Source organism: Sulfurospirillum sp. 1612, assembly GCF_036556685.1.
Taxonomy (GTDB): Bacteria; Campylobacterota; Campylobacteria; order Campylobacterales; family Sulfurospirillaceae; genus JAADIZ01.
Window position 1 is genome coordinate 809444 of record NZ_CP140614.1, and the last position, 20012, is coordinate 829455.

At 35.8% G+C, this 20012-nt stretch carries 18 protein-coding genes; 12 read left to right on the forward strand and 6 right to left on the reverse strand.

Features of this window, described 5'->3' with window-relative positions; genetic code table 11:
* Window positions 1-41: 41 nt before the first annotated feature.
* The 5 genes from SFB89_RS04065 to hisG are packed head-to-tail and all read left to right on the forward strand — an operon-like array spanning window position 42 to window position 3189.
* A complete protein-coding gene (locus SFB89_RS04065; protein ID WP_331775668.1) occupies window positions 42-626 on the forward strand; it encodes a hypothetical protein in 585 nt (194 codons plus the stop codon).
* On the forward strand, window positions 623-1633 hold the full coding sequence (locus SFB89_RS04070) for a PQQ-binding-like beta-propeller repeat protein (protein ID WP_331775669.1): 1011 nt from the start codon (window positions 623-625) through the stop codon (window positions 1631-1633). The genes SFB89_RS04065 and SFB89_RS04070 overlap by 4 nt, the downstream gene beginning before the upstream one ends.
* Window positions 1634-1635: 2 nt before the next feature.
* The gene (locus SFB89_RS04075) at window positions 1636-1977 is read left to right on the forward strand and encodes a hypothetical protein (protein WP_331775670.1); all 342 of its coding nucleotides are present in this window, start codon (window positions 1636-1638) and stop codon (window positions 1975-1977) included.
* Complete coding sequence (locus SFB89_RS04080) at window positions 1964-2584, forward strand: type III pantothenate kinase (protein ID WP_331775671.1); 621 nt, start codon at window positions 1964-1966, stop codon at window positions 2582-2584. Before SFB89_RS04075 ends, SFB89_RS04080 begins: the two co-directional genes overlap by 14 nt.
* Window positions 2578-3189 (forward strand): ATP phosphoribosyltransferase, encoded by a 612-nt coding sequence (gene hisG, locus SFB89_RS04085; protein ID WP_331775672.1) that lies wholly within the window; start codon window positions 2578-2580, stop codon window positions 3187-3189. Before SFB89_RS04080 ends, hisG begins: the two co-directional genes overlap by 7 nt.
* Window positions 3190-3203: 14 nt before the next feature.
* Here the strand turns inward: hisG and SFB89_RS04090 are convergent, their stop codons facing one another.
* From SFB89_RS04090 to SFB89_RS04115, 6 genes are all read right to left on the reverse strand, one after another.
* Window positions 3204-3584 carry a response regulator gene (locus SFB89_RS04090; RefSeq protein ID WP_331775673.1) on the reverse strand — a complete coding sequence of 127 codons (381 nt, stop codon included), beginning with the start codon at window positions 3582-3584 and terminating at the stop codon, window positions 3204-3206.
* A 13-nt stretch (window positions 3585-3597) separates the two neighbouring features.
* On the reverse strand, window positions 3598-6813 hold the full coding sequence (locus SFB89_RS04095; RefSeq protein ID WP_331775674.1) for a response regulator: 3216 nt from the start codon (window positions 6811-6813) through the stop codon (window positions 3598-3600).
* Window positions 6810-7223 carry a tetratricopeptide repeat protein gene (locus SFB89_RS04100; RefSeq protein WP_331775675.1) on the reverse strand — a complete coding sequence of 138 codons (414 nt, stop codon included), beginning with the start codon at window positions 7221-7223 and terminating at the stop codon, window positions 6810-6812. Before SFB89_RS04100 ends, SFB89_RS04095 begins: the two co-directional genes overlap by 4 nt.
* On the reverse strand, window positions 7220-8422 hold the full coding sequence (locus SFB89_RS04105; protein ID WP_331775676.1) for a hypothetical protein: 1203 nt from the start codon (window positions 8420-8422) through the stop codon (window positions 7220-7222). Before SFB89_RS04105 ends, SFB89_RS04100 begins: the two co-directional genes overlap by 4 nt.
* Before the next feature lie 103 nt (window positions 8423-8525).
* Entirely contained in the window at window positions 8526-10322 is a 1797-nt protein-coding gene (uvrC, locus tag SFB89_RS04110; RefSeq protein WP_331775677.1) for an excinuclease ABC subunit UvrC, read from the reverse strand.
* A complete protein-coding gene (locus SFB89_RS04115; protein ID WP_331775678.1) occupies window positions 10319-10564 on the reverse strand; it encodes a hypothetical protein in 246 nt (81 codons plus the stop codon). Before SFB89_RS04115 ends, uvrC begins: the two co-directional genes overlap by 4 nt.
* A gap of 305 nt (window positions 10565-10869) precedes the next feature.
* Here SFB89_RS04115 and nadB point away from each other — a divergent pair, with 305 nt between their 5' ends.
* The 7 genes from nadB to SFB89_RS04150 all read left to right on the forward strand — a co-directional run bounded on the left by nadB (window position 10870) and on the right by SFB89_RS04150 (window position 20012).
* The gene (gene nadB / locus SFB89_RS04120; protein ID WP_331775679.1) at window positions 10870-12333 is read left to right on the forward strand and encodes an L-aspartate oxidase; all 1464 of its coding nucleotides are present in this window, start codon (window positions 10870-10872) and stop codon (window positions 12331-12333) included.
* A 2-nt stretch (window positions 12334-12335) separates the two neighbouring features.
* On the forward strand, window positions 12336-13685 hold the full coding sequence (gene nhaD / locus SFB89_RS04125) for a sodium:proton antiporter NhaD (RefSeq protein ID WP_331775680.1): 1350 nt from the start codon (window positions 12336-12338) through the stop codon (window positions 13683-13685).
* A 62-nt stretch (window positions 13686-13747) separates the two neighbouring features.
* The gene (gene guaA, locus SFB89_RS04130; protein ID WP_331775681.1) at window positions 13748-15298 is read left to right on the forward strand and encodes a glutamine-hydrolyzing GMP synthase; all 1551 of its coding nucleotides are present in this window, start codon (window positions 13748-13750) and stop codon (window positions 15296-15298) included.
* A 3-nt stretch (window positions 15299-15301) separates the two neighbouring features.
* Complete coding sequence (locus tag SFB89_RS04135) at window positions 15302-15934, forward strand: uroporphyrinogen-III synthase (protein WP_331775682.1); 633 nt, start codon at window positions 15302-15304, stop codon at window positions 15932-15934.
* A 277-nt stretch (window positions 15935-16211) separates the two neighbouring features.
* Window positions 16212-17480: a phosphoribosylamine--glycine ligase gene (gene purD, locus SFB89_RS04140; RefSeq protein ID WP_331775683.1), complete on the forward strand. Its 1269-nt coding sequence runs from the start codon at window positions 16212-16214 to the stop codon at window positions 17478-17480.
* Window positions 17477-17932 carry an RDD family protein gene (locus tag SFB89_RS04145; RefSeq protein WP_331775684.1) on the forward strand — a complete coding sequence of 152 codons (456 nt, stop codon included), beginning with the start codon at window positions 17477-17479 and terminating at the stop codon, window positions 17930-17932. The genes purD and SFB89_RS04145 overlap by 4 nt, the downstream gene beginning before the upstream one ends.
* Window positions 17922-20012 (forward strand): LPS-assembly protein LptD, encoded by a 2091-nt coding sequence (locus SFB89_RS04150; protein ID WP_331775685.1) that lies wholly within the window; start codon window positions 17922-17924, stop codon window positions 20010-20012. The genes SFB89_RS04145 and SFB89_RS04150 overlap by 11 nt, the downstream gene beginning before the upstream one ends.

Consider the following 20012-nt stretch of genomic DNA (forward strand, 5'->3'; position numbering starts at 1 on the left):
GATAAAATGCCTCCCTAATAATTAGATTAAAAGGATTTCATTTGAGTTTGAAAGAGAATTTAAAAAGTGTCAAAGATGAGATTGGGGCTGAAGAACAATTTCTAGAAAGCATTATAAAAGGTGAACGCTTCTATAAGAGATACAAACGTTATATTATTATTGGCGCCATTGCTATTGTTGTTTTTGTTGTGGGATATATGACATCAACTTATATGACAAACCGAAATCTAACCCTTTCAAATCAAGCATATGAAACATTAATAAAATCACCAAAAGATGCCGAAGCGCTTAAAACGCTAAAAAGTAAAAATGCGACACTATATGCTGTGTTTCAATTTCAAGAGGCTGTGAAAAACAAAGATGTTGCGGCATTAAAAACCTTGTCTGAGAATAAAGACAATGCCTTTTTGGCAGATTTATCCTCCTATGAGTTATCTCAAATTAACAATACAGAACCTCAAAAAAGTCAATTACTGAATGGTTTTGTACTATTAGAAGAAGGATTTGATTTGTTAAAAAAAGGTAAACAAGCAGAGGCATCATTGAAATTTGCACAAATTGATCCAAATTCACCACTGGCTCAAATTGTTAAAAATCTAGAACATTATAAAGTGAACACCAAATGAAATATTTACATTTAATCGTTGCAGCATCATTAGGTCTCTTATTGCTTAGTGGATGTGGCACAAAAAGACAAAATTTTGAACCCAAATCGGTATCTTATGCTATTAGTTATGATGGGACATTGCCCTCAGAGATTGTAGATGTGTCACGTCATGGTGCTACATTGCAAAATGGGCAAATAATCACGAGTTCTGGATTACAAAAGGTGACGTTGCCAAAGGGATTTATGTTTCTTAATGATGATAATGGCCACTATCTCGCCGCATCACAATGTGGTGATTTGATTGTATTGGACAAGAATTCAAAGATTATTTATAAAAAGAAATTTGATACCACGGTTGCATCAGCGGTGTTAAAGGATTCTAAAATTGCTTTAGTATTGGCCTCCAATACGATGGTGCTTTTGGATATGAAAAAAAATACGATTTTATTTCAAAATCAAGAAGATACAACCTATGCCCTTGATTCGAGAATAGCTGCACCGTATTTCCTTGATAGTCTTGTTCTCTTTCCTACCTTAGATGGCCGACTTTTAGTAGTGGATTCTAAAAGCAATAAAATTTTGCGTAATATTGTCATTAGCGATGAGAAGTTTTTTGGTAATGTTATTTATTTGGGAGTTCTTGGTAATCGCTTGGTCGCAGCAACGAATAAAAAAGTGGTCTCGATTAGTCCTAAGACGATGACTACGCTAGAGGCTCATGTGAAAGATGTCATTGTGTTAAAAGGGAGAATTTTTGTCTTTACCAATGATGGGACTGTTATCTTAGCCAATGAAGACCTCAAGGTTTTGAAAAAGAGAAAATTTACTTTTGCTGTGTTTGCTGGAGTTATTTATGGTAAATATATTTATATGATTGAGCGGGGAGGGTATTTGATTGCAACTGATATTGATTTGATTACGGCCAATGTCTATAAGATACCTGAAGATATCAATTCGTACTTATATTTTACAAAAGATGAATTTTACTATAAAAATAAATATTTTAAGTTGTCACACAAGAAATAGTCTTGAAAAAGGTAGTAGATTTTTTAGCAGAAAAGAATTGTGTATTAAAATCACTAGAATCGATTGATTTGTCCCTGGTAAAAACTAGAAAAAAGCTAAGAATTTACAGTGGAGTCAATGAAAAAAGTTTTTATACTGTGATATTTCAAATTGGGCAAAAAAGTAGATTTGTCAAGAAAAATGCCCAAGAGATTATAGACCTAGAACAAAAATTAGAGCGTGCTGTGTCCCATGCCTATAAATATAAGTATGTATTGATTGCCTCGCCTTTATGTTCTTTAGCGAAAAAAATGATGAAAAATAATGGATGGAGTGTTTACGAGGTGAGTCATGATACTTTGTGATATTGGAAATTCCAACGTGGATTTCTTTCATGATGGAAAAATTTGGTCGATGAGCCTTGATGCGTTTGAAAGCTACAAGGCTAAAGAGAAGATTTATTTTATCAGTGTTAATGATAGAATTACAGCAAAACTACAAGATTCTTCCTACTTTATAAATCTTGAACCCTATTTTAATCTAGACACGATTTATCAAGGTTTGGGGATTGATAGAATATCAGCGTGCTGTGTCATCAAAGATGGGATTGTCGTTGATGCTGGCACCGCAATTACGGTAGATATTGTATCAAATTATCAGCATTTAGGGGGATTTATTTTGCCGGGGCTCGCGTCTTATGAAAAGACATTTGCCGGCATTTCTGATAGACTTAAATTTAGATTAAATCCTAATATCGAGCTCGATGCCTTACCACAAAGAACGGCTGATGCACTATCTTATGGAGTTATAAAACCTATCTTAATGATTATAAAAGAGACCAGTAAAGAGAAAAGAATCTACTTTACCGGAGGAGACGGTCAATTCTTTTCAAAATATTTTGAAAATTCTATTTACGATAGAAGCTTGATTTTTAGAGGAATGAAAAAAATAATAGAGGAAAATTTATGTTAAGTGTTGCATTACCAAAAGGCAGAATTGCAGAAGAAACATTGGAGATTTTTGAAAAAATCTTTGGTGAAGCCTTTCGATTTGATGATAGAAAATTGATATTAGAAACAGAGGGTTTTAAGTTTTTGTTAGTTCGAAATCAAGACGTTCCGGCATATGTCTTGCATCAAGCCGCAGATATTGGTGTGGTCGGGTTGGACGTACTTGAAGAGAAAGATGAGGATTTAATCAGATTATTGGATCTTAAAATTGGAAAATGTAAAGTCTGTGTGGGGATAGCTAATGATAAAAAATTAGATTATTCACTCCCTGAAATCACTATTGCGACAAAAATGTCGAATATATCCCAACGATACTTTTCTAAAAAAGCAATGGGTGTGAAGATAATCAAGTTATATGGATCGATCGAATTAGCACCATTAGTAGGGCTGAGTGATGCGATTGTTGATATCGTAGATACCGGAAATACTATGAAGCAAAATGGGCTCAAAGTAGTGGAAACCATCATGGATTCATCAGCTTATCTAATAGCAAATAAAAATAGTTTTATAGAAAAGAAAGAAGAAATAATCTCTTTATATGAAAAGATAAATAATGTGATCTCCTAAAGAGATCCCATTATTTATAGAAGGTTTTTAATTTTTAGTATTTTTTCATACAGTTCATGCTCTCGAATCGGTTTGACTAAAAAGTCAAACGCACCACTCTCAAAAGATTGATGTTTTTTTGTCTCATCTGTTGTTAGAACAATAATCGGTATGTTGTGCTTCTCTGGCAATAACGATATATTTTCCATAAACTCAATCCCATCCATGACTGGCATTTTGATATCTAAAAGAATCAGATTGATATTTTCTGTTTCTTTTACAATATTCAAGGCATCTAATCCGTTCGTTGCTTCTATGACTGATTCAATATCAGTATGTTTTTTCAGCATTGAATGTATCAATTTTAAGTTTATGATATCATCATCAACGGCTAGTATTGTTAAGCCTTTATCCATTTTATTTCCTCTTTTATAGATTTTCTTGTATCAATTTTTCTAACTCAACTTTATTAATAGAGTTCGCTTCTATACTATCATAGACAGACTTGATTTCTTCTGGTATGATAGTAGCAGAATCTGCAAATAAAATTAATTTAGTGTGACTTGACGCATAGTCAGTATTTGTTTCTGTTAATAATGCTCTGAGATTTTCAAAATCTAGATCCCCAATTTCTTTATCTAAGATGATAATGTTGTACAGATTGCCCTTGATTTTTTCTTTAAAATCATCTGCACTTTTTGCCGTATCGGTATCATAACCCATTTTTGTGATGATTGTGGCAAAAATCTTAGATTCTATGATGCTTTTTTTGAAAATCATGATCTTTGGATCGGATGTTGTTGGCTCTTCTACTTCAAGCTTTTCTTCTGTATCATGAGAGGCTTCAACCGTTTCATCAACATCTTCTACTGCAAGTTTCGGACGATCTGATTCTACCTCTTTTGTCGCCGTTTTACTCTCTTTTGTTGTCTCTTCTGTTGTGTAGTCTATCTTGTCTTTTATAAACATATTTAAGACACTAAGAATACTCTCTTTTTTGATTGGTTTGGTAATGTATTCATCCAAGCCTTCATTCATAAATCGCTCACGGTCGCCTTTGAGAGCATTAGCGGTGATAGCAATGATTGGAATATGTGGTAGGTTTGCTTCTTCTTCATATTTGATAATTTCCTGCGTTGCAATGACCCCATCCATAATCGGCATCGCAATATCCATAAATACCAAATCATAATCATGCTCTTTTCTGAGTTCCAACGCTCGAAGTCCATTTTCCGCAATGGTAATTTTAAGACCGAGATCTTCAAGTGTACGTTTGATTAATTTTTGGTTGATTTCATTGTCTTCTGCCACTAAGACATTAGCGTCAAATTTTGTTCCAAATGTCTGAGTATTTGGATGGGATGGAACTTTTTCTTGAGGTGTCTCTTTGACTGGAAGCATCTCTTTACTAGATTCGAGTATTTTGACAATTTTTGTCATATTGATTGGTTCGTATACCGGTGTAATGTACTTGCTTTTTAACTTCTCAAATTTTGATTGTTGTGAAGATTTTAAGACAATGATAATTGGGAGTTTAATTTTTTTGTACTCTTCTATTTCTTCTTCACTTAAGTCACTGTAATCGGCTACGATGATATTACTATTTGATTTGTAAATCAAATCTTTTAATTGTGAAAAATTGCTGTAAAAATTGACACGTGAGCCAAAAAATGAAAAATAATTATAGATAAATTGGCTGTGTGGTTTTGGTGAATCCGTAGAGGATAAGATGGCACAATGATACTCTCGAAATGCATTTTCATAGTTGGTGTCACTAGAAGTTGATTTGTCAAATTCAAGAGTGAAATAAAATTTTGTACCTTTGCCGTATTCACTCTCGAGTGCTAAGGTACCACCCATCAATTCAATGTATTTTGAAGAGATTGTCAATCCCAATCCTGTACCACCAAATTTTCTTGTAATGGTAGAATCAGCTTGGCTAAAGGCATTAAAGATATCTTTGATTTTATCTTTTTCAATACCAATACCGGTGTCTTGTACACTAAAGGTTATTTTTACTTTATCCGATGGGGTCGATTCGTCATCGACACGTTTTACCTCAGTGGTGATGTAACCATCTTGTGGTGTAAATTTCACCGCATTACTCATCAAGTTAATCAAGACCTCTTTAATTTTAGTAGAGTCCCCTTTGATATAAGTAGATAAACTAGGATCAATATAAGAGGAGAGGTGGATGCCTTTTTCAGATGCTTTTGGTCCATAAACTTCGATTGCATTTTCAAACTCTTGTATTGGTGAAAAGAGAATTTCGTCAATTTCGACTTTGTTGCTTTCAACTTTTGATAAGTCTAGGATGTTGTTGATAATTTCCAAAAGGTTTTCTGAACTTTTTTCAATAACTTCGACAAATTCTTTGCTTTCATCATCAAGTTCATTATTTTTAAGAAGTTCCGTAAAGCCAATAATACCATTGAGTGGGGTTCGGATTTCATGAGACATATTGGCCAAGAAAATACTCTTCGCAGCACTAGCCTCTTTAGCGTTATCTTTTTCTTTTGCAATATTTTCGACAGCTTGATCGATAATCTTATACGCTGAATTCATACCCTCAGAGGTACTAAAATCAACATCTTGTTTGGTTTCTGCCAACTCTTCAACTTTTTTAAAGATACTTTGAAGTCCTAAAATGTTGTTTTTAAATTGTTTTGAAAGTACTAATCCCATAATCAAAAAGATGATTGAGATGAACCATGTGGAACCGGCTGATATAAGTTGACCGATATTTTGGTTTTTATAGTTTTTGATGGCAGATACCAATGATGTTTGAATGATTTGAGAACTGCGCTCCATTAACTGTATTTTTTTTGTCATGAGACTAAACCAAAGTGTCGGATCGATTAAATATTCCCCGCTTTGAGCCGCTAAAACGACATCTTTTTTAGCATCAAGGACATCTTCTAAAATCTTCTTATCTTGTCGTGAGTTATAAAGACTGCCAATACGCATCTTAGAGACAGGGTCTTCGATAGTTTGATAGTTAAAAGTATGGGTTCGACTTGATATATTAAGCCATATTTTTGTATCTTCATCAGTAAATGGTACATATTGACTGATAATTTTTGCTATAAATCCTCTCTCTTGACCATTGTATTCGATATCATTAAATAGGTTTACAAGTGATGTCGCCAGTGAGACAATTTGTGAGTTAGTTACAATATCTCTAATAGAGCCAATTTCTTTTAAGATATAGGTATTAATTTGCGAGTAGTAGGAAAAAAAGATTCTATTAAAGTTGATATCTTTCAGCGAGTCTACTCTTGCTCTAACTTCTGTGATTTGGTTCAGTAGTGTGATGATTTGCTTGATATTTGTATTAGTTTTTTGTGTTTTATAATAGTTATAAAAACGCTTAATACTCTTATTGACATTTAAACGTTGCTGCATCAATGCCTCTTTGGCAATGTGTCCATTGCTCGCGATGAACGTTGAACTCAAACCCCGCTCTTTTGCAATATCTTGAGACAGTGTGCCTAAGACTTTTTCTGAGACGAGTTTATTTTCAAAAAGTACTGCTTTATTGTATTCTACATAAGATATATACAAAAAGTATGAAGAAAATATAAAGAGTATAATAATCGGATAAATTCCAATGATTTTTAGCGTATTTTGCATTTTAAATTTCATTTTTCTGCCTTTTTGTCAATTGTTATGTTATAAATTCTAGCAATTCTTTTGCACTCTGTTAGATTTTTTTTCAGCCCATCTTCTAGCAATGTCACGGCCTCTTCTTTATTAGTATTATTCCTCAAGTACGCTTCAGACAGATAACACTTTGCTCGAAGATTTCCTGCATTGACGGATATTTTTAAGTATTTTATTGCCTTGTCTCGCTCCGGTGGCATACCCTCTCCGTATAAATACATTTTGCCCAACATAAAATTTGCCTGTATTGAGTTATCCTTGTTAATAGCTCTTAAAAATGATTCTTTTGCTTCCTTAAAGTTGCTATCTTTGTAAAATAACATTCCATCTCTGAAATTGCTAGCTTGCAATAATATTGCTGCAACAGATAAGAAAAAAATAATTTTTTTCAAAATAATTTTTCCTCCATATCTTTGATTTGAATTTTAAATATTTCTATTTTCTCGCTAAAATCATCATCCCCGATACTTGCAATAATCGCATCTAAGGTATGAATGATGCTGTGAACTTTGAGCTGTGATACGATTCCTTTGAGTTTTATAATCATCTCTTTTATGGCTGCTGCATCAAGAGTCTCTAGTGAGGAATCGATGAGATGGAGCGTTTTTTTGGATTCTTGGATAAAAGCATTCATAAACAATGCAATGTCTTCCAAGTCCATGTCAGTCTCTTCTGCAATTTGTACAATATCGATATCAAAATCATATTGTAAGATTGGCTGAGTCTCTTTTATCCTCTCTTTTTCGATAACCGGCTCTTCTTTAATATCTGCTTCTTCTAATGTTGTTTCTTCTAGTGTTGTGTCTTCTGATGTTGTGTCTTCTGATGTTGTTTCGCCTAAAAAATCTTCGAATTTTTCTGTAGGAATTTCGATTTCTGGCTCTTGAGGTGTGACGGGTTCATCAAAATCTGAATCTAAATTGATTTTGAGTTTTACATTGGGTACATACTCTTCTGTCGCTGGTTTGATTGTCTCATCAAAGCTATTTTCTTTATCATCAAAATCAAGACCGGAGAGATCATGATCTTCGTGTTGAGGCTCTATAGAGACATCTGTTTGCGGTTCAATAAAGTCATCATTAAAATCTTCTATTTTAAATGTTTCTGGCACGGTATCCGTATCGGCGATTGGAATATCCAAAGGTGCGGGTTCTTCTTCTTTGATTGTGAGTGTATCGTCCTCTTCACTTTCAAAAGCGACATGAGGGCGCATATCAAAGTTATCTTCTTCAAATAAAGTATCATGATTTTGCATGTTTTTATCAGACGAAAAACTAATCTCTACATTATAAATTCCCGAAGACTCGTTTAACTCTTGCATCAAAAAAATTTCAGAAATCTGTAATGTGGCTTCTAACTCTTGTCCATTGGTATTTTTAATGATAATGTTTTTGTTTGGAACACCACTATGGAGTGCATAATCAATCCAAGAAAAATTCTTAAATTTTGAAATATACCCAGGTCGATTGATAAACATATCTGCAGGGTCATTATAGTAGCTTTTAAACTCATCAAAATCTTGGAAGCCTAAAGAAGACAATTCCTTTTGACCCATGCCTAAAAAATTACCTTTTTTGTCGTACAATATCAAGTTTAATCCTTTGGTATAAATGTTGGCGTTAACTCCAAATCTAACATCGGCTAATAAATTCTAACTAAGTAATACTTAAAGTCATATAATATTATAAAAAGTCTTAAGAATTACAAAAGGTATGAATTTTTTTCGCTAAATTTGCGTTAATAAGGCTCTTTAACTCTTCTAACGAGGCTTTATAAATGTGATCATAAGTGCCAAAATAGGATAACAACTTTTTGATGGTAGCCGGTCCTACTCCTTCGATTGATTGAAGCGGGTCGTTGAGATCAAGACTTCGTTTTTTCTTTTGATGAAAGGAGATGGCAAAGCGGTGCGCCTCATCTCTTAAGCGTTGTAAAAATTGTAATCTTTGGTCTTGTGTCGGCAAAGAGAGGCTGTATTGAGAACAATGTAAGATATCTTTGGCACGCCCTTTGGAACGGTTAGACTTGGCATCGTGCTTTTCTTTTGATATCGCTAGGACTTCGAGCATGATATGATGGTCTTCTAAGAGAGACATGGCGAGCTTCAATAATGTCATACCGCCATCTAAAAGCCAGAGATCGGGCATGGGGTTACTTTTAAAGTCCTGAATACGCCGTGTTAGAAGTTCGCGCATTTGCGCATATTCACTGGTTTCATTTAAGTTATATTTGCGATAACTTGATTTGTCAAATTTGCCTTCCCAAACAATCATGCCCCCTACAGTGGCAACACCTCCCATATGGGAGTTGTCAAAAACTTCAATGCGATAGGGGGTACGCTTTAAATCAAACAATTCTTGTATCTCTTTGGCCGGGTCTTTTTTCTTCTTTTCCAGACCCAAGAGATAGTGTGCATTTTTTTGAGAGATGGCAATGAGCTTGGTTTTTTCTCCTCTTTTTGGTGTTGTGATTTTGATTTTTTTACCAAAAAGATTCATCAAATACTCTTCAAGCGTCTCTTTTTCTTTGAAATCATGACCAACCAAAATTTGAGAACACAATAAAGGCGCATCTTGTCCGTAAAACTGTAATATTGCGCGTTTATAAAGCTCATCTTTATCAAAACCAGTTGAATTTTTAAGAAGAGTGTGATCGGTTGATATAATTTTCCCCTCACGTATAAACATCTTGATGATGATGGCATGACCGGCCTCTTCATGAACATAAAAAATATCAAAATCTTCCAATCTTGCGAGATCTACTTGAGTGATTTGGGTTGTGTGTCGTATGGCTTGAATCATATCGCGTATTCTTGCTGCTTCTTCAAAATGCTCTAAAGAGACGGCTTTTTGCATCTGTTTTTCGAGTAATGCTAACATTTTTTTTCTATTTTTCAGTGCACTGATGGCCTCTTGGACGATTGTTGCATATTCTTGTGCTGAGATTTTACCCTCACAGGGGGCATGACAGCGTTGCATTTGATAGAAAAGACATGCTTTTTTTGATTTTAGGCACCCCTTTTTTTGTACCAAATTAAAGAGAAGATAAAGGGATTCCATAATTTCGCGCGATGCGCTAGAAAAAGGACCAAAATATTTAACATTTTTTTTCTTGATAATTTTACGGGTAATTTCAAATCTTGGAAAAGCTTCATCTAAATCAATAGAAATGTAAGGGTAGGTTTTATCATCTCTGAGCAAAATATTGTATTTGGGTTTGAGTTGCTTGATTAGAGAATTTTCTAAAATCAGTGCATCGTGTTCATTCTCTACCAAAATATATTTGAGCTCTTTGGCTTCATGAATCATTTTGGTGATTCTCGCACTGAGATTACGAGCAGGAGCAACATCTGAGAGCGAACGAAAATAACTTTTGACTCGATTTTTGAGATTTTTTGCCTTGCCTACATAGAGAAGATGACCATCCTCATCAAAATATTGATACACCCCACTACTTTGTGGTAGTGTTTTTAATTGTTCCCTCAAGCTCATGATCTATTTTTTTCTTTGATAGTGTTACGAATTTCTTCAAACAAAGATTGTAGCTCTTTGTTGGAGGAGTGATTAGCAAAAGTGGCATTGGACCGTTCTTTATATCGGAGTACTTTGGTTTGTGACACATTGGGTTTTGTGAGGGGACCTTTATTGCTAACGAAAGCACGAATCTTGCTTGAATTGATAAATATGCAGTTCGGATTGAGCTCGATGAGCTTTTTTAATATACTCTTTATCAAATTACTCTTATAATTAAATTCCATTTTTATACCGGGGTGTGTGAGCACAAAAAAAAGCGTATCATTCTTCTGATACATAAATCTTGTGTGACTACTGATACTCTTTGGTAATAAAGAGAGCAACATGTTGTAACAATCAGCATGCTGTAATTTTTTTAAATAAGGTCTGTTTTTTAAATGAGAAATTATATAATTTGCTTTTTTCATGCTCTAATTATAGCATCACTTTTCTTTAGTTTTACAGGTTGTGGATATAAAGGTCCACCGAGTTATCAAAGTCAAGACCAAAGCACAAAAGTCTCGCAATGAGTGCCTTAAAACAACATTATGATGTATTGATTATTGGTACGGGAGTTGCGGGATTAAATACAGCCAATCACTTAGATGATGATTTAGATGTCCTGGTGATATCGAAAGATTATGCGTGGGAATGCAACACCTTTTATGCGCAAGGTGGTGTGGCTGTTGCTGTTGATGAGGATGATATTCCCTCACACATAGAAGACACCCTCAATGCCGGAGCGGGACTTTGTGATAAAGAGGCTGTTGAGATTTTGTGTCATGAGGGACGTGATGCTATTGCTGATTTTATGCGCAGTGGTTTTGAATTTGATCGCGATGCGTCTGGAAATCTTTTATACACAAAAGAAGCCGCACATTCACGCAACCGAATTTTGCATGCCGGTGGCGATGCCACAGGACGCTATATCCATTTGCATTTGATGAATCAATTAAAATTTCCCATTCTTTATAATACACAAGTGAGTGATTTACTCATCGAAGATGGTGTCTGTTATGGGGTACGTGTCTTTCATCATAATGAAATTTTTAATATTTATGCCAAACACGTTGTGATTGCTAGTGGCGGGGTGGGATCACTCTATGAGTATCATACTAACGCAAGAACCATCAGTGCCGATATGCAAGGAATTTGCTTGAGCCATGGTATTGCTCTTAGAGATATGGAGATGATGCAATTTCACCCGACCGTTTTTGTGCAAAGCAATGCCGTACGAAAACAACTATTGAGCGAATCACTTCGAGGAGAGGGAGCAAAAGTTGTCGACAGCAAAGGCAAACGATTCTTGTTCGATTATGATGCACGAGGGGAACTCAGTCCTAGAAATATTGTCTCTCAAGCGATTTTTGATTATCAAAAGCGTGTGGATAAAAAAATATTTTTAGATGTGAGTCATTTTGAAGATGAATTTTTTATGAAACGCTTTCCTAGTATTTACTTCAATATGAAAGGGATGGGCTATAATCTTCCAAAAGATTTGATTCCCATATCTCCGGCATTTCATTATGCTATGGGGGGAATCAAATGCGACTTGATGGGGCGTGTTGATGGTATGGCGTGTCTGTATGTAGTCGGAGAATCAGCCAATACCCGAGTTCATGGGGCGAATCGATTGGCCAGTAATTCTCTTTTAGAAGGGTTTGTCTTTTCAAGACGCGTGGCTCATGATATCTGCGAAAAAAGAGATGATGACAAACCTGCGGTACTCTTTGATGAATGTGAACCAAGCTTGATCAAACGTGGAGATAAAGAGCTAAAAAATAGATTAAGAAATTTGATGTGGGATAATGTCGGTATTATTCGTGAGAAAGAAAATTTAGAAAAAGCACGACAAAGCGTAGAAGATATGCTAGAATTACCAACCGGAAAACTTTTGAGACTAAGATTACTAAGCTCAAGAGAGATTATAAAAAGTGCGCTAAAGAGAGAAAAATCTCTTGGTGCACACTATCTTATAAGGAGAGATTAAATATGAAGGCATGGGGGTTATTATTGGCATTTGCATTAAATGCATTTGCTAGTGGCGGAGAAAATCTGACCACTTCTTGGGTGGGGATTTTATCTTTGATTATTTTCGTAGTGGGGTATTATATTATTGCTGCCGAAGAGAAATATCATATCAACAAAGCAAAACCGGCACTTTTTATAGGTACATTGATTTTTATGTTGATAGGATTGTATTTTTCTCTCCATGGTATGGATGAAGCACCATTGGCTCATGAAGTCGATAAATTAATTTTGGAAATTGCAGAAATCTTTTTCTTCCTAATGGTAGCGATGACGTATATTGAAACATTAATCAACAGAAATGTTTTTAATGCATTAAAATATAGTTTGGTTTCAAAAGGGTACTCTTATAAGAAGCTTTTTTGGTTGACGGGTATTTTAGCATTTTTTATTAGTCCTATTGCTGACAACTTGACGACAGCATTAATCCTCTCAACGGTATTGATTACAATCGAAAAGGAACGACGAGAATTTTTGGTTCCGGGTGCTATCAATATCGTCGTGGCTGCAAATGCCGGGGGTGCGTGGAGTCCTTTTGGTGATATTACTACTTTGATGGCTTGGACTGCTGAAAAAGCGGGTTTTGTTGATTTCTTCTATCTTTTTGTTCCTGCATTTTTTGGGTGGCTATTGACCGCTTGGTTACTCTCCCTTTTTGTGCCAAAAGATAAACCACACTTTGATCCAACGACAGAGCACAAAGAGTTGATTTATGATGGTGGAAAAGTCGTGATGATTCTGGGAATCTTGACGATCACTTCTGCGGTGTTGGCGCATCAGTTTTTCCATTTGCCGGCTATGTGGGGTATGATATTTGGTCTCTCTCTTTTAAAACTTTATTCTTATAAACTAAAAAAACGCAATCATATTGAGTTGAATATTTTCCAATCTATTAGTAAAATTGAACACGATACTTTGCTATTTTTTGTTGGTATTTTAGCCGCGGTTGGCGGATTGCACTTTTTGGGCTTTTTGGATTTGGCCGCCAAATTGTATGGTATCGTAGGACCAGATGCGGTCAACATCGGTGTGGGCTTTTTGTCCGCTGTTGTAGATAATGTACCGGTCATGAGTGCGGTGTTGAAATCTAACCCAGATATGGGAATGGATCAATGGTTATTAGTAACGATGACAGCTGGTATTGGTGGTAGTTTGATTAGTTTCGGTTCTGCTGCTGGTGTTGGTGTTATGGGAAAATTAAGAGGTATTTATACCTTTACGGCACATATGAAATATGCATGGACGATACTCATTGGCTATATTGTATCGATTGTGATATGGTACATACAATTTGAAGTGTTAAAACAATTTTGATTTTAAAGGAAAATAATGAAAAGAGATAAGCACAAGGTTTTAAAAAGCAAGGAGCGGACACTATGAAGCACGTCCCTATAATAGTTTTGGATTTTGGATCTCAATATACGCAACTCATCGCACGAAGAATGCGAGAAGAAAAAGTCTATTGTGAAATTCTTCCTTACAATGAACCCATTGAAAATATTAAGAAAAAGAATCCACAAGGGTTGATTCTCTCGGGTGGTCCTGCCTCAATCTATGATGAAAATGCGTATAAAGCCGATACTAAAATCTTTGATTTAGGGTTGCCGATTTTGAGTATTTGTTATGGAATGCAATTGGTGATTGATCACTTTGGTGGAAAAGTAGTGCCAGCATTGCATCATGAGTATGGTAAAGCAGAGATTGCATTTGATACCGTGGATGGCAAAATCAATCCTATTTTTAATGGCACAGATGATAATCAGATTGTATGGATGTCTCATGCTGATAAGGCAGAATCATTGCCTGAGGGTTTTGTCAAAATTGCTCACAGCCAAAATTCCCCTTTTGCTGCAGTAGCGAATGAAGAGAAAAAAATCTACGCTTTGCAATTTCACCCTGAAGTATCACATTCGACTTGTGGTGGTACGATTTTGAGAAATTTTGCCAAATATATTTGTGGATGTGAAACCACATGGAATATGGGCTCATTTGCAAAAGAGGAGATTCAAAAAATCCAAAATACCGTCAAAGATGGTAAAGTCTTGTGTGCGGTGAGTGGCGGTGTGGATAGCTCTGTTGTCGCCGCGTTACTAAATGAAGCCATTGGAGATAAATTGGTGGCGATTTTCGTAGATACAGGATTGTTGCGTGCTAATGAGCGTAAAGATGTGGAAGATATGTTTAAAACCAAGCTTAATATTCCTTTGATTACAATTGATGCAACCGAAACCTATTTGACAAGACTCAAAGGGGTTGTAGACCCTGAAGAAAAGCGCAAGATAATAGGACACACCTTTATAGAAATTTTTGCTAATGAAGCGAAAAAACATGATAATATCAAATATCTTGCACAAGGGACACTCTATCCTGATGTTATTGAATCGGTCTCTGTTAAAGGACCGAGTAAGACAATCAAATCGCATCATAATGTCGGTGGTTTACCTGATTGGATGAAATTTGAATTGATTGAACCATTACGAGAATTATTTAAAGATGAGGTACGTGCTCTAGGATTGGAACTTGGCATTCCCAAAGAGATGATTTCAAGACATCCGTTCCCTGGACCAGGATTAGCGATACGCATCATGGGCGAAGTCAACCAAGAAGATTTAGAAATCTTAAGAAGTGCGGATGTGATTATGTTAGATGAGCTACGATCTAGTGGCTATTATGACAGAACATGGCAAGCCTTTACTGTGCTGCTAAATGTGAAGAGTGTCGGTGTTATGGGTGATAATAGAACGTATGATAATACCGTATGTGTGAGAATTGTCGAAAGTGTGGATGGGATGACCGCGACTTTTGCCAGACTACCTCATGAGCTACTAGAGCGGATGAGCAGTCGCATCATCAATGAAGTGGATGGAATCAATCGTGTGGTTTATGATATCTCATCCAAGCCCCCAGCCACAATAGAATGGGAATAACGATTGCGGGATATTTATCTTCTCAATCATGAGCCTTTTGAAGGGGTCATAAATTTACCGATGATCAAGATCAACTTTTTGCAAGAAGAGATTGATCTTGATGATTATGATAGTGTGATTTTTACCTCTAAAAACGCAGTAAAAGCAATCCAGCGCATCAATCAAAGCTGGATTCACAAAGAGATTTATTCTATAGGAACAGGGACATCACGCGAAATTGAAAAACACCATGCCCATCCGATTCTTACGGCCAAGAGTTCTTATGGAAACGCGTTTGCAGAAGAGATTAAAGATCAGCTCAAAAATAAAAGAGTCCTATTTTTACGAGCGAAAAAAGTCTTATCTGACTTGAGTACCATTTTGAAAACGCATCATGTCGATTTAGATGAAAAAGTTGTCTATGAAACCGTGTGCCAAAGCCACAACAAAGAGCAACAACCTCCTCGCGATTCAATCATCATTTTTACCTCTCCTTCAACCTACCAATGTTTTATAAAAAATTTCACATGGGATGCCAGCTATAAAGCAATCGCAATCGGCTCAGTAACCGCATCAGCATTGCCTTCTCATATTGATATCCATCTTGCTAAAGAGCAGACGATACAAAGTTGTGTTGATTTAGCAAAAACTATTTGATATTTAAGCAAAAATTGCCTATAATTTTAACTGCCTGAGTGGTACGACACCGTTTTTTATGAGGGTCCAACATATTGTTATCTGTGGGACGGGTGTTTTATTGGTGTGTCTGCATTTTTGTTTGAGCTTCTTTGAAGTTAGAATCTGCAGCCTAAAGATAAAATTAGTTCTACATCGTTGGCTTAATAGGGCCAAAGAGTAAACGAACGGCCGCTTGGGTTAAGCAGTAGTCACTCTTTTGTGCCTACTGCTTTTTTATTATTTGGAGATTGATTTTATGGATATATTGATAGTAGGAAGCGGTGGGAGAGAGTATGCGATAGGACTGTCGCTAAAAAAAGATGATGCTGTTGATAACATTTATTTTGCACCCGGAAATGGTGCTACTTCTAATTTCGCTACCAATATAAATATTACAGATTATGAAGCCCTAGCCGATTTTGCACAAGAACACAAGATTGATTTGACGATAGTCGGGCCAGAGGCTCCTTTGGTCGGCGGTATTGTTGATGTATTTAAAGCTAGAGATTTATTGATATTTGGTTCATCCAAGGCCGCATCTAGATTAGAAGGCTCCAAAGTTTATATGAAAAATTTCCTCTCAAAATATAATATCCCAACAGCAAAGTATATTGAAACACAAGAGTATCATGAGGCTGAAAAATTCATAGACCAACTGCAAGAGCCCATTGTGGTGAAAGCCGATGGTTTATGTGCTGGCAAAGGGGTGATTATTGCGCAAAGCAAAGATGAAGCCAAAGCAGCCGCCAAAGCGATGTTACGTGGAGAAAGTTTTGGAGATGCCGGAAAATCTATCGTCGTAGAAGAATTTTTAGATGGTTATGAATTATCTATATTTGCGATATGTGATGGCGTCAATTATAAAGTGCTCCCAGCAGCACAAGACCATAAAAGATTATTAGATGCGGATAAGGGTCCAAATACCGGTGGTATGGGTGCTTATGCGCCAACACCACTTGTGAATGAGACGATTTATCAAAAAGTAGAGGAGCGTGTTATTGTTCCGACTTTAAAAGGCATGCGAGAAGAGGGTTGTCCTTTTGAAGGTGTTTTGTTTATCGGATTGATGATTGTCAATGGTGAGCCGATAGTCTTAGAATACAATGTGCGTTTTGGTGACCCAGAGTGTGAAGTATTAATGCCACTTTTGAAGACCCCTGCAAGTGAGTTGTTTTATAAAGCAGCAAGCGGTAATTTACAAAATCTAGACCTAGAATTCAGTGACAAATTTGCCGTGGGTGTGGTGATTGCAAGCCAACACTATCCGTATAAAAGTGCCATTCCGGCTGAGATTATTGTAGACCAATCGGTGCATGATGAACTTGAAGATACGTATGTCGCTTATGCGGGTGTTAGCCGTGAAGATGACAAACTCTATGCTACTGGTGGGCGCGTGCTACTTTGTATTGGCGTCGGTGAGAGTATTAAAGAAGCACGAGATAAAGCATATTTACTCTGTGGACAAGTCCATTTTGCAGGGAAACAATTCCGACAAGATATTGCATATCAGGCGTTACATTCATGAATGACGATCAGATAATAGAAACATTTGAGCGTGAAAATATTACGCTAGCATCAATTAAAAAGAGATTGTGGGCTTATACGATTGATGAGATTTTGATCTCCGTTATTTTTGTGATTATTTATATGGGGATTATTCCTCCTGATGCCACGTATGAACAAATTATTACTTTGATTAATAGCATGTTTATTTATGTGGTGTCTCTCAAAATTATTTATCAGACTTTCTTTGTCTGGTATTATGGGGCAACCCCTGGGAAAATTCTCTCAAAAATCAGAGTCATCTCCACAGTAGATATAGAAAATCCAAATCTTTTAAGTGCACTAAATCGAGCCATTGTGCGAATTATTAGTGAGAGTTTCTTTTATATTGGTTTCTTGTGGGCATTTGCAAATCCGAAGCGAGAAACGTGGCATGACAAGATAGCAAAGACATTGGTTGTTAATGTTTATTAGGGTTTTATTTCTCTTATCTGTTTTTTTGACATTTGGTATTGCGCAGACACAAAACGTCGAAGTTTTAGCAAAAAATGTCAAAAAAGTCGGTTATAATATTCATGCAGAGGGCAATGTTGTATTGTACTCTCAAAAATATCTCATTACAGCAGACAAAGCCGATTATAATCAACAAACAGGAGATTTGCAGCTCTATGGTGATATTACCGTCCTTGAAGGTCTTGAATTTTCTGCCAAAAGCGGTCAAGCATCGCTCAATCTCAATACGGATATGGGGTCATTCCAGCCACTCTTTTTTTTCAATGACGCCTCAAATATTTGGTTGAGTTGTGAGAGTGCGACGTCGAGTCCTGAATATTTCTTGACCCAAAAATCAATTGTATCGAGTTGTAATGTTCAAAATCCAGATTGGAAAATTGATTTTACATCAGGCGAACTCAATCGTAAAAATAGTTTTTTGAGTATCTATAATGCCGTTTTTTATGCGGGAGATGTCCCCTTGCTCTATTTACCATATTTTTCATTTTCCACTGATAAGACAAGGCGTACGGGACTTTTGAGACCCAAGCTTGGATTTGGTAGTTCTGAGGGATTATTTTATATGCAACCCATCTATTTTGCGCCACAGGCCAATTATGATGTGGAAGTCGACCCGCAAATCCGCACATCCAGAGGTAAGGGCGTGCATAGTGTGCTACGATATGTAGATTCCCCATATTCTACCTTGAAAGTAGGAGCGGGTATTTTTCAAGAAGATGATACTTACAAGACAGAACATGACCTTGTCAATCAAGAACATTACGGGCTAGAGTTATATTATGATCGAAGCCAGTTATTTAGCAATAAAAAAAGTAATAACAGTGAAGATGGGCTGTATGTTGATTTTCAATATTTAAATGATATCGACTACTTAAATACAAAATCGTATAATGATGCTTCTTATGACAACCTTGTAACATCAACCTTTAATTATTACTACAAACAAGATTTGAACTATTATGGACTTTATGCAAAATATTATATTGATACGAGTAAAACTTCAAATAATGATACCTTGCAAGAGTTGCCCGCTTTGCAATACCACCGGTTTTCAACGCCACTATTTTTTAATAATCTCCTCTATTCACTAGATGCTAAAATGAAAAATTATGAGCGTATTTCAGGGGTGAATGCAACGCAATATGAATTAAATGCTCCTCTGACATTTTATTTTTCACTTTTAGATGATTATCTAAAATTTTCAATTTCTGAGAATATTTATCTGACACATGTGGATTATACCAATGCCGCAACACCAACACGATACGGAGAGTATTATAGAAATTATCACAAATTTTCACTCTATACTGACCTTTCAAAACCGTATGATAACTTCTACCACACGCTCTATTTGGATTTAGATTTCATTGTACCGAGCAAAGAAGAAAAAAATGGCTATTTTGCTGATTTTATTCCTGTGGACACAGAAGAGAAAAGTTTGACTTTTAATTTGGCAGAGTTTTTTTATAATTCTCAGGGTGAAAAAAAAGTTAGCCATACTGTAAAACAACAGTACTTTTTCAATGATTATGGCTATAAATATGGAGATTTGGAAAATAATCTAAAATTTTTCTTCTCCAAAAAGATTAATTTTACCAATACGATTTATTATTCTCATGAGTTTTCACGTTTCTCAAAAATCCAAAATGCCTTTAACTATGATGGTGAAACATATCAAGCAAGTTTGACCTATACGTATGAGCACAGCGTGAGCCGTACTTATATCGATCGCGTATATACCAATACAAACTTTGTCTCGCTTTCAGTGAGTACAAATTTTTATCGAAATTATACTTTTTTTGGCTCTATCGATTATGATTTTAAAGATGAATTTTTCAAAACTTGGAAGATAGGCTTCAAGAAAAAGAAAAAATGTTGGGATTTTTCTATCATATACAGTCAAAATATCACGCCACAGTTAAGCAGTTCTTCGAGCAGTTCTGTTAACAAACAGGGAATCTATTTCTTGTTTAATCTCTATCCAATTGGTAGTGTTGATTATCAAATTGTGAAAGAGGATAGTCTCTCAACGACCAATTAA

What these genes read in the sequence shown, in the direction of transcription:
- SFB89_RS04095 (WP_331775674.1), bottom strand. Translation starts at nt 6,813, where the DNA reads ATGAAATTTAAAATGCAAAATACGCTAAAAATCATTGGAATTTATCCG.
- SFB89_RS04070 (WP_331775669.1), top strand. Translation starts at nt 623, where the DNA reads ATGAAATATTTACATTTAATCGTTGCAGCATCATTAGGTCTCTTATTG.
- SFB89_RS04090 (WP_331775673.1), bottom strand. Translation starts at nt 3,584, where the DNA reads ATGGATAAAGGCTTAACAATACTAGCCGTTGATGATGATATCATAAAC.
- hisG (WP_331775672.1), top strand. Translation starts at nt 2,578, where the DNA reads ATGTTAAGTGTTGCATTACCAAAAGGCAGAATTGCAGAAGAAACATTG.
- nhaD (WP_331775680.1), top strand. Translation starts at nt 12,336, where the DNA reads ATGAAGGCATGGGGGTTATTATTGGCATTTGCATTAAATGCATTTGCT.
- purD (WP_331775683.1), top strand. Translation starts at nt 16,212, where the DNA reads ATGGATATATTGATAGTAGGAAGCGGTGGGAGAGAGTATGCGATAGGA.
- SFB89_RS04080 (WP_331775671.1), top strand. Translation starts at nt 1,964, where the DNA reads ATGATACTTTGTGATATTGGAAATTCCAACGTGGATTTCTTTCATGAT.
- uvrC (WP_331775677.1), bottom strand. Translation starts at nt 10,322, where the DNA reads ATGAGCTTGAGGGAACAATTAAAAACACTACCACAAAGTAGTGGGGTG.
- SFB89_RS04150 (WP_331775685.1), top strand. Translation starts at nt 17,922, where the DNA reads ATGTTTATTAGGGTTTTATTTCTCTTATCTGTTTTTTTGACATTTGGT.
- SFB89_RS04145 (WP_331775684.1), top strand. Translation starts at nt 17,477, where the DNA reads ATGAATGACGATCAGATAATAGAAACATTTGAGCGTGAAAATATTACG.
- nadB (WP_331775679.1), top strand. Translation starts at nt 10,870, where the DNA reads ATGAGTGCCTTAAAACAACATTATGATGTATTGATTATTGGTACGGGA.
- guaA (WP_331775681.1), top strand. Translation starts at nt 13,748, where the DNA reads ATGAAGCACGTCCCTATAATAGTTTTGGATTTTGGATCTCAATATACG.